The following is a 13,401-nucleotide window of genomic DNA, read 5'->3' on the forward strand; positions in this document are numbered from 1 at the left end:
GCAGGATTCCCATGCGCCTTTCCCAGTATTTCATGCCCATTCTGCGCGACGATCCCAAGGAAGCGGAAATCGTCTCCCACAAGCTCATGTTGCGCTGCGGCATGATCCGCCAGGAGGCGGCGGGCAGCTATTCCTGGCTGCCGCTCGGCTACCGCGTGCTGCGGAAGATCGAGCAGATCGTGCGCGAGGAGCAGAACCGGGCCGGGGCCCTCGAAGTGCTGATGCCGACGATCCAGCCGGCCGATCTCTGGCGCAAGTCGGGCCGCTATGACGCCTATGGCAAGGAAATGCTGCGCATCAAGGACCGGCACGACCGCGACATGCTCTACGGCCCCACCAACGAGGAGATGATCACCGACATCTTCGCCCAGGGTGTCCAGTCCTACAAGGACCTGCCGCGCAACCTCTATCACATTCAGTGGAAGTTCCGCGACGAGGTGCGCCCGCGCTTCGGCGTGATGCGCGGTCGCGAGTTCCTGATGAAGGATGCCTATTCCTTCGACCTCACCCGCGAGGCCGGCCAGCACTCCTACAACAAGATGTTCGTGTCCTACCTCAAGACCTTCGCCCGCATGGGGCTGAAGGCCGTGCCGATGCGCGCCGAGACCGGCCCCATCGGCGGCAAGGACAGCCATGAGTTCCTGATTCTCGCCGACACCGGCGAATCGGAAGTCTTCCTCGACCGCGCCTTCCACGACATGGACTGGTCCACCTTCGAGATCGACTACGACAACGTCGAGGCCGTCGCCAAGGTGGTGGACGAGTTCACCTCGAAATACGCCGCCACCTCCGAGATGCATGACCAGGCGGACTACGAGACGCGCGTGCCCGCCGACCGCCGCGTCACCGGCCGCGGCATCGAGGTCGGCCACATCTTCTTCTTCGGCACCAAGTATTCCGAGCCGCTGGGTGCGGTGGTGCAGGGTCCCGATGGCAAGATGGTTCCCGTGCAGTCGGGCTCCTACGGCATCGGCGTTTCGCGCCTCGTCGGCGGCATCATCGAGGCGAGCCATGACGCGGCCGGCATCATCTGGCCGGAACCCGTCGCGCCCTTCAGGGTCGGCCTCATCAACCTCAAGGTCGGCGATGCCGAGACGGATGCCGCCTGCGAGAAACTCTACGCGGCTCTCGAGGCCAAGGGCGTCGACGTGCTCTATGACGACCGCGACGAGCGTGCGGGCGCCAAATTCGGCACCATGGACCTGATCGGCCTGCCCTGGCAGGTGATCATCGGCCCCCGCGGGTTGAAGGACGGCATCGCCGAGGTGAAGAACCGCCGCACCGGCGAGCGCGAGAACGTCGCGCTCGACCAGCTGCTGGCCCGCTTCGCGAAGTAATGGAGAAGGGCCTTCCCGATACCAAGCCCTTCGCGCCCTTCGAGTGGATGCTCGCCGGGCGTTACCTGAGGGCGCGCCGGAGGGAAGGCTTCATCTCCGTCATCTCGCTGTTCTCCTTCCTCGGCATCCTGCTGGGCGTGGCAACCCTCATCGTCGTGATGGCGGTGCTGAACGGCTTCCGCGGCGAATTGCTCGACAAGATCCTCGGCTTCCAGGGCCATGTCAGCGTCTATCATGCGGATGTTTCGCCCATCCAGGATTACCAGGATCTGGCCGCGAGGCTCGCCAAGGTGCCGGGCGTCACCCGGGCCGTGCCGCTGGTCGAGGGCCAGGCCATGGCCTCGAGCCTCCACAACAACACCGGCGCCCTGGTGCGCGGCATCTCCGAGGCGGACATCCAGAAGCTGCCGAGCCTCAACAACAAGGACCTGCGCACCGCCTTCAACAAGGACCTGTTGCCGGACGAGACCCCGTCCTTCAAGGGCTTCGATGCCTCGGGCGGTGTCGCCATCGGCGAGCGCATGGCCTGGCGCCACCAGCTGGGGCTGGGATCGCGCATCACCATCATCTCGCCCGACGGGCCGGACACCGTGATCGGCAATGCCCCGCGCATCCGCGACTATCCGGTGGTGGCAATCTTCAAGGTCGGCATGTCGGACTATGACGAGAACGTCATCTACATGCCGCTCCCCGAGGCACAGGATTATTTCGTCACCGACGACGGCGTGAACCAGATCGAGGTGATGGTGGATGACCCCGACAGCGTCGAGCAATACACCATGCCGCTGATGGATGCGGCGGGTGACGGCATGGCGCTCTCCACCTGGAAGGACCGCAACTCCACCTTCTTCAATGCCCTGGCGGTGGAGAGGAACGTGATGTTCCTCGTCCTCACCATGATCATCCTGGTGGCGGCCCTCAACATCATCTCGGGCCTCATCATGCTGGTGAAGGACAAGGGCAGGGACATCGCGATCCTGCGCACCATGGGCGCGACGCGCGGCACCATCCAGCGCGTCTTCTTCCTGACGGGCGCCGCCATCGGCACGGCCGGCACGCTCGGCGGCTTCGTCGTCGGGCTCCTCATCTGCCTCAACACCGAGCGCATCCGGCAGTTCATCTCCTGGGTCTCGGGTGTCGATCCCTTCAATCCGGAACTCTATTATCTCGCCCAGCTTCCCGCCCGCATGGACAGCTACCAGACGGTGCTGATCGTGCTCATGTCGCTGGCGCTGTCCTTCGCGGCAACGCTCTATCCGTCGTGGCGCGCCGCCAAGCTCGACCCGGTCGAGGCGCTGCGCTACGAATGAGCCCGATCACGCCAGCCCTCGAACTGAAGAACGTCGCCCGCTCCTATGCCGAGGGCAAGGGGCGGCTGGACGTGTTCAAGGACCTGAACCTCACCGTCAGGGCAGGGGAGATCGTGGCGCTCGTCGGCCAGTCTGGTTCCGGCAAGTCCTCGCTCCTCCACATCGCGGGGCTCCTCGAAGCGCCGACGGCGGGCGAGGTCTTCATCGCCGGCCAGAACTGCTCGGCGCTCGACGACAAGGCAAGGACGCGCATCCGCCGCATCGGCATCGGTTTCGTCTACCAGTTCCATCACCTGCTGCCGGAATTCTCGGCGATCGAGAACGTGATGATGCCGCAGCTCATCGGCGGCACCGCCAGGCCCGCCGCGAAGGACAGGGCGCGGGAACTCCTCACCCGCCTCGGCCTCGAACCGCGCCTCGAACACCGTCCGGCGGAGCTCTCCGGCGGCGAGCAGCAGCGCGTCGCCATTGCCCGGGCGCTCGCCAACCGCCCGCTCCTCCTGCTGGCCGACGAGCCGACCGGCAACCTCGACCCCGAAACCGCCGCCCGCGTCCACGACGAGCTCCTCCGCCTGATCCAGGACGAGGGGCTGGGGGCGCTGGTCGCCACTCACAACCTCGACCTAGCCCAGGGCATGAGCCGGATCGCGCGGCTGGAGCGGGGGATGATCGTTTCCTGAGGCCGCTTAGCGGGTTTGCACGGATGGCAGGTAGGGGACTAGCTACAAAAATACCTGCCAAAATCAATCGTTACGAACTCCACCATACACCCGTCATCCCGGCGAAAGCCGGGACCCAGCTTCCTTCCGACCGCCAAAGCGGGGCCCCGGCTTTCGCCGGGGTGACGGCACTTTGGATGTGCATCGCGCCCTCGGCAGGCGTGCATCTCACCCCCCACAGGCGCTAAAGTCCCCCCATGGCCGAGTCCCGCCCCATCTTCGTGCATCTGCGCACACACACCGCCTATTCGCTCTCCGAAGGCGCCCTCCAGATCAAGGCGCTGGCCGGACTCGCGAAAGAGGCGAAGATGCCGGCGGTGGCGATCACCGACACGGGCAACCTCTTCGGCGCGCTCGAATTCTCGGAAGCCATGTGGGACAAGGGCATCCAGCCCATCATCGGCTGCACGCTCAGGGTCGATCTCGCCGAGCAGAAGGAAGGCGGGCTCAAGCAGGTGGGAGGCCTCCGCCGCATTCCCTCGCTCGCCTTCCTCGCCAAGGACGAGCAGGGCTATCACAATCTCATGAAGCTCTCGTCCCGGGCCTATCTCTCCAGCCCCGAGAATGCCGAGACCCATGTCACGTGGGAGTATCTCTCCGAACACGCCGCGGGCCTCATCTGCCTCACCGGCGGACCGGAGGGCCCGATCAACGATGCACTCCTCGCCGGCCAGGGCACGCTGGCGGCGGAACACATCGGGCGGCTCAAGGCCCTTTTCGGCGACCGCCTCTACATCGAGCTCCAGCGCCACGGCACCGCCAACGAACGCCAGGCGGAGCAGGGCCTCATCGACCTCGCCTACCGCCTCGAGGTGCCGCTGGTCGCCACCAACGAACCCTACTTCGCCAAGGCCGACGACTATGCCGCCCATGACGCGCTGATCTGCATCGCCGAGGGCGAGGTGCTGATCACCGAGGACCGCCGCCGCCTGACGCCCGAGCACTATTTCAAGAGCCAGCAGGAAATGGCGGCACTCTTCGCCGACTTGCCCGAGGCGGTGGAGAACACCATCGAGATCGCCATGCGCTGCGCCTATCGCGTGCGCTCGCGCAACCCCATCCTGCCGCGCTTTGCCGACAATGACGAGGCGGAGGAGCTGAAGCAGCAGGCCTATCTGGGCCTCGAGGAGCGGCTGGCCACCCGCGGCCTCGTCGAGGGCCGCAGCCGAGAGGATTACGTCAAGCGGCTCGATTTCGAGCTCGACGTCATCACGAAGATGAAGTTCCCCGGCTACTTCCTCATCGTGTCGGACTTCATCAAGTATGCGAAGAACAATGGCATCCCGGTGGGCCCCGGCCGCGGCTCGGGTGCGGGCTCGCTCGTCGCCTATGTGCTGACCATCACCGACCTCGACCCCTTCCGCTTCAACCTCCTGTTCGAGCGCTTCCTCAACCCCGAGCGCGTCTCGATGCCGGACTTCGACATCGACTTCTGCCAGGACCGTCGCGGCGAGGTGATCACCTATGTCCAGCAGCGCTACGGCAATGACCGCGTGGCGCAGATCATCACCTTCGGCAAGCTGCAGGCCCGCATGGTCACGCGCGACGTGGGCCGCGTGCTGCAGATGCCCTATGGCCAGGTCGACCGGCTCTCGAAGCTGATCCCCAACAATCCCGCCAATCCGGTCACGCTCGCCCAGGCCATCGAGGGCGAGCCCAAGCTGCAGGAGGAGCGCGACAAGGACCCGACCACGCGCACGCTGTTCGATCTCGCACTGAAGCTCGAAGGGCTCTACCGCAACGCCTCCACCCACGCCGCCGGCGTCGTCATCGGCGACCGGCCGCTGGAGGAGCTGGTGCCGCTCTACCGCGACCCGCGGTCAGACATTCCGGCCACCCAGTTCAACATGAAATATGTCGAGAAGGCGGGCCTCGTTAAGTTCGACTTCCTCGGCCTCAAGACGCTGACCGTCATCGAGAAGGCGCAGAAGCTCATCCGCCTGCGCGATCCTGCCTTCCACATCGACAACATTCCTTACGACGATCCCAGGACCTACGAGATGCTGGGCCATGGCGACACGGTGGGCGTGTTCCAGCTGGAAAGCTCGGGCATGCGCGACGTGCTCAAGAAGATGCGCGCCGACCGCATCGAGGACATCATCGCCATCGTGGCGCTGTATCGCCCGGGCCCGATGGACAACATCCCGCGCTACATCGCCTGCAAGAAGGGCGAGGAGGAGCCGGACTACCTCCACCCGCTGCTCGAACCCATCCTGAAAGAGACCTACGGCATCATGGTCTACCAGGAGCAGGTGATGCAGATTGCCCAGGTGCTCTCGGGCTATTCGCTGGGCGAAGCCGATCTCCTGCGCCGCGCCATGGGCAAGAAGATCAAGGCCGAGATGGATGCGCAGAAGGAGCGCTTCGTCTCAGGCGCGGTGAAGAAGGACGTCGATGCCGCGCAGGCCGACAACATCTTCGAGCTCGTCCAGAAGTTCGCGGGCTACGGATTCAACAAGTCGCATGCCGCCGCCTATGCCGTCGTCTCCTACCAGACGGCTTACCTGAAGGCCAATTACCCGGTCGAATTCCTCGCCGCCTCGATGACGCTCGACATGGGCAACACCGACAAGCTCATGCTGTTCCGCCGCGAGGCGCAGCGCGTGGGCGTGAAGGTCATCCCGCCGTCAGTGAATGCGAGCGGCGTCGATTTCGCGGTGGTGGATGGTGCGATTCTCTATTCGCTGGCGGCGCTGAAGAATGTCGGCGCCGGTGCCATCGACCACATCGTCAAGGCGCGGGAGGAGGGCGGTCCCTTCAAGTCGCTCGGTGACTTCGCCAAGCGCATCGACGCGCGTCTCGTCAACAAGCGGGCCCTCGAAAGTCTCGCCAAGGCCGGCGCTTTCGATGGCCTCAACCCCAACCGCGCCGCAGTGCTGGACGCTGTCGAGTCGATCCTCTCCATGGCCAATCGCGCGGCCAGTGCGGCGCAGGCGGGCCAGAACGACCTCTTCGGCGGCATGGCGAGCTCGTCCGACGATCTCGTGCTGCCGCGCCGCGATGCCTGGCTCCCCATGGACCGGCTGGCGCAGGAGTTCGAGGCGGTGGGATTCTACCTCTCGGGCCACCCGCTTGATGACTACATGAAGCCCCTGCAGAAGCTCTCGGTCGACACCTACCAGGCCTTCCACGAGAAGGCCCTTACCAAGGGGGCACGCGCCGCGAAGCTGGCAGGAACCATCACGCACCGGCAGGAGCGCCGCTCCAAGTCCGGCAACAAGTTCGCCTTCGTCGGCTTCTCCGATCCGACCGGCCAGTTCGAGACCATCTGCTTCTCCGACACGCTCGCCGCCTGCCGCGACCTGTTGGAACCCGGCAACGCCGTCATCGCCCGCGTCGAGGCCGACGTCGAGGGCGAGGAGGTGAAGCTCCGCCTCCAGGGGGTCGAGATGCTCGACAAGGCCGCCGCGCAAATGGTCACCGGCCTCGAGATCTTCGTGCGCGATGCCAAGCCCCTCGAGTCCATCGCCGCCCGCCTGACCAACGGCGGCCGGGCGCCCGTCCGCCTCGTCATGCTCATGGAGCAGGGCCGGGAGGTCCATGTCTCGCTCGGCAACAAGTTCACGGTCACTCCCCAGATCAAGGGCGCCATCAAGGCCATCGCCGGGGTGGTGGACGTGCAGGATTTCTGAGGGGCCTGGCTCCCCCTCACGCCGTCATCCCGGCGAAGCCCGGGGTCCAGCGTCTTCAGCAGCCTAGGCCGCGGGAGCAGAATTTGCTGCCCGCGAAGCAACTGTGCGCTGACTCCTTGCCAAATCGTCCATATTCCTGAGCCAGAGGCAAATAGCGAAGAAACCCAAGATGACGTAGAAGGGAACAAGCGCCAGCCTGACTGCGTCCCAACCCGAACAGGAACAGTGCCAAAGGTCCCAAACGCTCTGCAAAAAAACTGGAACCGCCAATACGCCAATCAGCACGCAGGCTTTTCTGTACCAGGCGGGTTCGGGATGTCTTCGACCCCGCAGGAATCGATCCTTCGGAAGTTCGCCCCTGACAATCAACAGCCAGGCGATCCATACCAGGAAAGAATTGTCATCCGGCGGCTTTACGGTGACACCCGTTCCGCTCATGAAAAGGAAAAGCGCGGTCAGGAGATATCCAACACGGATCGACCCGTCACCGTGGGTGAATGACCACATGGCCGCCCTGAATAAACCGTTCGGCAATCCCATCATCGCCATTCTATGCCGCGCCCGAGCAACGACCTTGACGATTTCCCAAAGAACCGACGCCACGAGGGCCAGAACCATAACGGCCAGTAGGTTTGTCCAAACGAAGCTGAACTGATCGAAATGGCTGATCAGCAGCCAGAGCACCGGCACAACGAGCGAGAGGCCGGCAATACAGAGCGCCATCCGCAGCACCCATCGCCGGACCGCATCCTGCTCGTCATTGACCGCTCGCCAGACCTCCTGGCCTTTCCTGTCAAACCGGCCAGCATCCATCGCCTTTCCGCCTTGCAACAACAATGGTAAGACAAATAGGCGTGAAACACAATCATAAGTCGTGGCATGAAGCCGCCGCTTCCATAAGCCGTCATCCCGGCCGCTTGAGATGCGACAGGTGCCCCGGCACGGCCATGGCGGAGCACACGCGGCGATAGACGCGTTCGGTGCAGCCCCGATGGTCACCTTGTCGAGCAGGTGCCACAGTGTGGCGAGGAGCTCCGCCACATCCGCGCCTCCGAGGACGTCGTTCGACATCCTGCCGCCCAAAGTGACATCGTGGACGTGCAGGACCATTAACCCGCCGCCCCGGGCCGCCCGTTTCCGGTATCCCACTGGTGAATCTGGGGATAAGTTGTGTCCCGGGGGCGAATCACCCACCATCCCTTGGTATCAGGGTGGTGACGAGACGAGGATGATTCCGGCGTGACCAGTCAGGACGAGACCCAGCAGGACCCCGTGGCCGCCCCCGAGGGCTGGCCGGACGGGGCCGCGCCCCTTCGCAGCGAGCCGGTGGCGGAGGCCTCGGACGGCACGCTGATCGTCGACGTAGGCGGTTTCGAAGGCCCGCTCGACCTCTTGCTCGAGCTGGCGCGGCAGCACAAGGTCGACCTCAAGCACATCTCCATCCTGAAGCTGGCCGAACAATACCTCGACTTCATCGAGAAGGCGCGCCGCCTGCAGCTGGAGATCGCGGCGGATTACCTGGTGATGGCGGCGTGGCTGGCCTACCTCAAGTCGCGCCTGCTGATCCCCGCTCCTCCCGGCTCGGAGGAGCAGGAGCCCGCCGACCTTGCAGCCCGGCTCGCCTTCCGACTGCAGCGGCTTCAGGCCATGCGCACGGCCTCGGAGAACCTGATGAAGCGCAGCGTGCTGGGCCGCGACGTGTTCGCGCGCGGCGCGCCGGAGCCCATCGTGGTCGACACCAAGCGGCAATATGCCGACAACCTCATCGACCTGCTCAAGGCCTATGCCGACCGGCGCAAGCGCAAGATGGCGCACCAGATCTATGTGCCCAAGCGCCACCCCACCTGGTCGATCAAGGAGGCCCGCAACGCGCTCGAACGCATGGTGGGCGTGATGGACGACTGGGGCACCTTCGACATCTGGCTGGCGCAATACATGGCCGAGCCCGGCATGCGCCGCTCGGTGACGGCCTCGAGTTTCACCGCAAGCCTGGAGCTTGCGCGCGAAGGCCTGCTGGAACTGAGGCAGGAGGGGCCCTTCCGCCCCATCTATCTCAGGCGGCGGGCGAGTGCGGCCTGAGGGCCGCGTCAGTGAAGTGACGGAGTAGATGACATGACCATGCAAAGCCAGGCCGCAGCGATCGAAGCCGCCGTCGAGGACGACGAGGCGATCGCCCATGACGAGCCGGTCGACGCCAGCGCCGCGCCGGATGAGCCGGGCGAGGAGGAGGTCGTGGCCATCGTCACCGAAGAGGTGACGGAGATCGAAGTGGTCATCGAAGACGCCGTGGAGGAGGAGCCCGTGGGCGAGGCGGGTGACCAGCCCTCGGCCACCGTGATGCGCCACCCGCGGGCCGACCGCAACCAGCACCTGCGCATCGTCGAGGCCATCCTGTTCGCCACTGCCGAGCCGGTCGATGTGGCCCACCTCAAGGGCTACCTGCCGGAGGGCACCGACGTGGCGGGCCTGCTCGCCGATCTTCAGGCGAATTACGCCAATCGCGGCGTGAACCTCGTCGAGGTGGCCGGCAAGTGGCTGTTCCGCACCTCGGATGATCTCTCCTACCTGCTGCGCCGCGAGAAGGTGGAGGAGCGCAAGCTCTCCAAGGCCGCGATGGAGACGCTCGCCATCATCGCCTATCACCAGCCCGTCACGCGTGCCGAGATCGAGGACATCCGCGGCGTCGCCATCTCCAAGGGCACGCTCGACCAGCTGCTCGAGATCGGCTGGGTGAGGATGCGTGGCCGCCGCAAGACGCCGGGCCGGCCGGTGACCTATGGCACCACCGATCATTTCCTCAGCCACTTCGGCCTCAACGAGGTCTCTGACCTTCCGGGCCTGCAGGAGCTGAAGGGGGCAGGGCTTCTCGACGCCAACCTGCCGCCCGGCTTCGACATCCCGATGCCGCGCAGCAGCGACGACCTGCTGCCCGACGAGGAGCCGCTGGACGGAACCGAGACGGACCAGCTGCCACTCGAGATGCACCTGCCGGAAGTGCCGGAGGAACCGGGGACGGAGTAAGCGCCCCCGGCCTTCGGGAACCCGCCCCGGCATGGCGCGTTCGGCTGGCATGAGCCTGGCCCCGCGCGCGTGTTCCACCACACTCGCTTCGATCGCCTCGGCCCTTCTCGTGGGGGCCGGCGCAAGGGCGCTGCGGCGCGCGCTGGGCCCCCGAACCGGCCGGCCGCTGCCGCGCAGGGCGTCAACCCGGGAACAGGCCCGCCCGAAACAGGCGGCGGGCTGGTGGGAGATGCTCAAGCGTACCTATGCGGAGGTGAACAAGGACCGGGTGCAGGCGGTGGCGGGGGGCGTCACCTTCTACGGCCTCCTGTCGCTGTTCCCGGCAATCACGGTGCTGGTTTCGCTCTATGGGCTCATCGCCGATCCCCAGTCCATTTCGCTGCACCTCGCGGCGCTGGGTACCATCGTGCCCGAGGGCGGGCTCACCATCATCGGCGAGCATGTGACGCGCCTCACCGGGGCCGACCAGTCGAAGCTGGGCATTGCCGCCATGATCGGGCTGCTCGTGGCGCTGTGGAGCGCCAACGCCGCCATGAAGGCGATGATGGAAGCGCTCAACATTGCCCATGACACGGAGGAAAGGCGGGGCTTCGTGGTCCTGAACCTCGTGTCGCTGGGCTTCACGCTGGGTGCCATCATCTGCCTCATCGTCATGATCACGGCCATTGCCGTGGTGCCGGCGATCCTGGCGCTGTTCAACCTCGGCCCGCTGGGTGACGTGCTGTTGTGGGCCGGGCGCTGGCCGGCGATGCTGGTGCTGGCGGGGCTTGCGCTGGCCGTGCTCTACCAGTGGGGGCCGAGCCGCCCGGACGTGGCGTGGCGCTGGGTCACCCCCGGCAGCGCCCTGGCCTCGATCGCGCTGCTGGTCTTTTCGATGCTGTTCTCGTGGTATGCCGCGAACATCGCCAACTACAACGGCACCTATGGCTCGCTTGGCGCGGTGATCGGCTTCCTGATCTGGATGTGGCTGTCGACAACCATCATCCTGGTGGGCGCCGAACTCAATGCCGTGGTCGAGGCGGCCGGCCGACTGCAGGGCACGCGGAGCGGGGACGGAGGGACGAGACGATGATCAGTGGGCGGCGGATGCCCGGCGCGCTTCGGCCCGCGCAATGGCGGCCTCGGCGCGGGAAATGATCTCCGGATTGCCGGTGGCCACCGCATTCCACAGGAAGGCCCGCACCACCGCGGGGTGGTTCAGGTGCTCGGCGACGTCGAATTGCCGCCCGGCCGTCACGTTCGAATCATCAGCCTTCATGCCGCCAGTATGGCGCGGCGGCGGAATCTGAACAGGGCCTCCGCGTCACATATGCACAGCGGCCTATGCCTCAGTTCGGCAGTTCGGCAACCTCTGCAGTGCGCTTGCGCTTGTCATAGAGGCAGGCGAAGCGGGCGGGAGCGTTCTTCATGTGAGGCTGCGGCCAGAGCCCGTCGATGATCACCAGCACCTTGTCCTCGAAGTCTACGGGCCTGCCCGCCCTGGCCTTCTTGAGATCGCTGGTCTTCAGGCAGGCCGCCGCGGCGCGCTTGTGAAGCTCCGCCCAGGCGTCCGGGGAGGAGGCCTGGGCCGAACCGGCAAGCAGGCCGAGGGCAAGGAGGGGGGCGAGCGCCTTCATGTCTTCCCCCGTCACAACTGGATGAAGGTGTTCTTCACCTGGCAATACTTGTCCATGGCGTGGAGCGACTTGTCGCGCCCGATGCCGGACTGCTTGTAGCCGCCGAAGGGGTTGGTGATGTCGGAGCCCCAGACATTGTTGACCACCACCGTGCCCGCCTTCAGCCGCCGCGCCAGGCGGTGGGCGCGGCTCACGTCGCGGGTCCAGAGATTAGCCTGCAGGCCATAGATCGAGTCGTTCGCGATCCGCACCGCCTCATCCTCGTCCTTGAAGGTGACGGCGACGACCACCGGGCCGAAGATCTCCTCCTGGGCAATCTTCATGTCGTTCTTCACGTCGGTGAAGACCGTGGGCTCGATATAGGCGCCGCCAGTGTCCCTCCGCGCCTGCGCGCCGCCCGCCGCGATGGTGGCGCCTTCCTTGCGGCCGGCTTCGATATAGCCCAGCACACGGTTCATCTGGTCGGTGTCGACGACCGCACCCATCGACGTATCGGGGTCGAGCGGGTCGGCGGGTGTCCAGGGCTTTGCGTGTTTGGCAACGAGGGCCACGAACTCGTCCCTGATCCTGTCCTCGACGAGGATGCGGGTCGGCGCATTGCAGCTCTGGCCGGAATTGTAGAACACGCCGTCGGCCGAGGTCTTGGCGATGTGCTCGAGGTTGCCTGCATCGGCGAAGACGATGTTGGGCGACTTGCCGCCGGTCTCGAGCGAGACATGCTTCATGTTGGATTCACCCGCATAGCGCAGGAAGTATTTTCCCACGACGGTCGAGCCGGTGAAGGCCACCATGTCGACGTCCATGTGCCGGCCCAGCGCCTGGCCCGCCGTCTCGCCGAAGCCGGGGAGGACCTGCAGAACGCCATCGGGAATGCCCGCTTCGGCCGCGAGCTCGGCAATGCGGATGGCGGTCAGGGGCGACTGCTCGGCGGGTTTCAGGATGATCGAGTTGCCGGTGGCCAGTGCGGGCCCCAGCTTCCACGAAGCCATCATCAGGGGATAGTTCCACGGCACCACCGCGGCCACGACGCCGATCGGTTCCCGCGTGATGAGCGAGACGGAGTCGGGCCGGTAGGGTGCGACCTCGTCATAGACCTTGTCGGCCGCCTCGGCATACCACTGGATCGCCTGGATCGACCCTGGTATGTCGCCGCCGGCGGAGGACGAGATGGGCTTGCCCATGTCGAGCGTTTCGAGCAGCGCCAGCTCGTCCTTGTGCTTGACCATCAGTTCGGCGAACTTGAGCATCACCTTCTTGCGCTTGCCCGGGTGGCAGGCGGACCAGGAACCCTTCTCGAACACGGCGCGCGCCGCGGCCACCGCCCGGTTCACGTCCTCGGCATCGCATTCGGCCACCTTGGTCAACACCCGGCCATCGATGGGGGAGATGCAGTCGAAGGTCTTGCCCGACGCCGCGGCCACGTACTTGCCGTTGATGAAGGCCTGGTTACGGAAGCTGAGGCTGGGGATCATGGCGCGGTAGTCGACAGGCATGGGTCTCTCCGGGGTTGAGCGGAATTCACGCTACAGTAGGCCGCAAAATGCGAAAGGCACCGCCCGGGGGCGATGCCTTTTCGACTGAAACCGGTGGGGCCAAGATTACTTGATCTTGGTTTCCTTGAACTCGACGTGCTTCCTCGCGACGGGGTCGTACTTCTTGAACGACAGCTTGTCGGTCTTGGTGCGCGAGTTCTTCTTGGTCACGTAGAAGTAGCCAGTGTCGGCAGACGACGCCAGCTTGATCTTGATCACATTGCCTTTGGCCAT

Annotated in this window: 12 protein-coding genes; 7 read left to right on the top strand and 5 right to left on the bottom strand. The window is 65.4% G+C overall.

The genetic code is table 11. The features are described from left to right. The first annotated feature begins 11 nt into the window (after positions 1–11). The 4 genes from proS (at position 12) to dnaE (ending at position 6,998) form a co-directional block, all read left to right on the top strand. Positions 12–1,337, top strand: a complete 1,326-nt coding sequence (proS, locus tag DK847_RS10560) for a proline--tRNA ligase (RefSeq protein WP_111198441.1) — start codon at positions 12–14, stop codon at positions 1,335–1,337. After that, entirely contained in the window at positions 1,337–2,647 is a 1,311-nt protein-coding gene (locus DK847_RS10565; RefSeq protein WP_111198443.1) for a lipoprotein-releasing ABC transporter permease subunit, read from the top strand. The genes proS and DK847_RS10565 overlap by 1 nt, the downstream gene beginning before the upstream one ends. Continuing rightward, positions 2,644–3,327 (top strand): ABC transporter ATP-binding protein, encoded by a 684-nt coding sequence (locus DK847_RS10570; protein WP_111198445.1) that lies wholly within the window; start codon positions 2,644–2,646, stop codon positions 3,325–3,327. The genes DK847_RS10565 and DK847_RS10570 overlap by 4 nt, the downstream gene beginning before the upstream one ends. A gap of 236 nt (positions 3,328–3,563) precedes the next feature. Continuing rightward, on the top strand, positions 3,564–6,998 hold the full coding sequence (gene dnaE, locus DK847_RS10575; RefSeq protein ID WP_111198447.1) for a DNA polymerase III subunit alpha: 3,435 nt from the start codon (positions 3,564–3,566) through the stop codon (positions 6,996–6,998). Between the two features lie 63 nt (positions 6,999–7,061). Here the strand turns inward: dnaE and DK847_RS10580 are convergent, their stop codons facing one another. Beyond that, on the bottom strand, positions 7,062–8,069 hold the full coding sequence (locus DK847_RS10580) for a hypothetical protein (RefSeq protein WP_193548192.1): 1,008 nt from the start codon (positions 8,067–8,069) through the stop codon (positions 7,062–7,064). Positions 8,070–8,237: 168 nt separating this feature from the next. Here DK847_RS10580 and DK847_RS10585 point away from each other — a divergent pair, with 168 nt between their 5' ends. From DK847_RS10585 to DK847_RS10595, 3 genes are read left to right on the top strand one after another with little or no spacing between them, the layout of a single operon-like run. Then, on the top strand, positions 8,238–9,077 hold the full coding sequence (locus DK847_RS10585) for a segregation and condensation protein A (protein WP_111198451.1): 840 nt from the start codon (positions 8,238–8,240) through the stop codon (positions 9,075–9,077). Positions 9,078–9,110: 33 nt separating this feature from the next. After that, a complete protein-coding gene (gene scpB, locus DK847_RS10590) occupies positions 9,111–10,019 on the top strand; it encodes an SMC-Scp complex subunit ScpB (protein ID WP_425358689.1) in 909 nt (302 codons plus the stop codon). Between the two features lie 31 nt (positions 10,020–10,050). Beyond that, a complete protein-coding gene (locus tag DK847_RS10595; protein ID WP_111198453.1) occupies positions 10,051–11,091 on the top strand; it encodes a YihY/virulence factor BrkB family protein in 1,041 nt (346 codons plus the stop codon). On the opposite strand, the gene DK847_RS10600 is transcribed toward DK847_RS10595, so the two are convergent. The 4 genes from DK847_RS10600 to rpmG all read right to left on the bottom strand — a co-directional run bounded on the left by DK847_RS10600 (position 11,092) and on the right by rpmG (position 13,401). Beyond that, entirely contained in the window at positions 11,092–11,277 is a 186-nt protein-coding gene (locus tag DK847_RS10600; protein WP_111198455.1) for a helix-turn-helix domain-containing protein, read from the bottom strand. Between the two features lie 70 nt (positions 11,278–11,347). Next, positions 11,348–11,635 (bottom strand): hypothetical protein, encoded by a 288-nt coding sequence (locus DK847_RS10605; protein WP_111198457.1) that lies wholly within the window; start codon positions 11,633–11,635, stop codon positions 11,348–11,350. 11 nt (positions 11,636–11,646) lie between these two features. Further along, positions 11,647–13,128 carry an aldehyde dehydrogenase gene (locus DK847_RS10610; protein WP_111198459.1) on the bottom strand — a complete coding sequence of 494 codons (1,482 nt, stop codon included), beginning with the start codon at positions 13,126–13,128 and terminating at the stop codon, positions 11,647–11,649. Positions 13,129–13,233: 105 nt separating this feature from the next. After that, complete coding sequence (gene rpmG / locus DK847_RS10615; RefSeq protein WP_111198460.1) at positions 13,234–13,401, bottom strand: 50S ribosomal protein L33; 168 nt, start codon at positions 13,399–13,401, stop codon at positions 13,234–13,236.

Source organism: Aestuariivirga litoralis (assembly GCF_003234965.1).
GTDB lineage: Bacteria > Pseudomonadota > Alphaproteobacteria > Rhizobiales > Aestuariivirgaceae > Aestuariivirga > Aestuariivirga litoralis.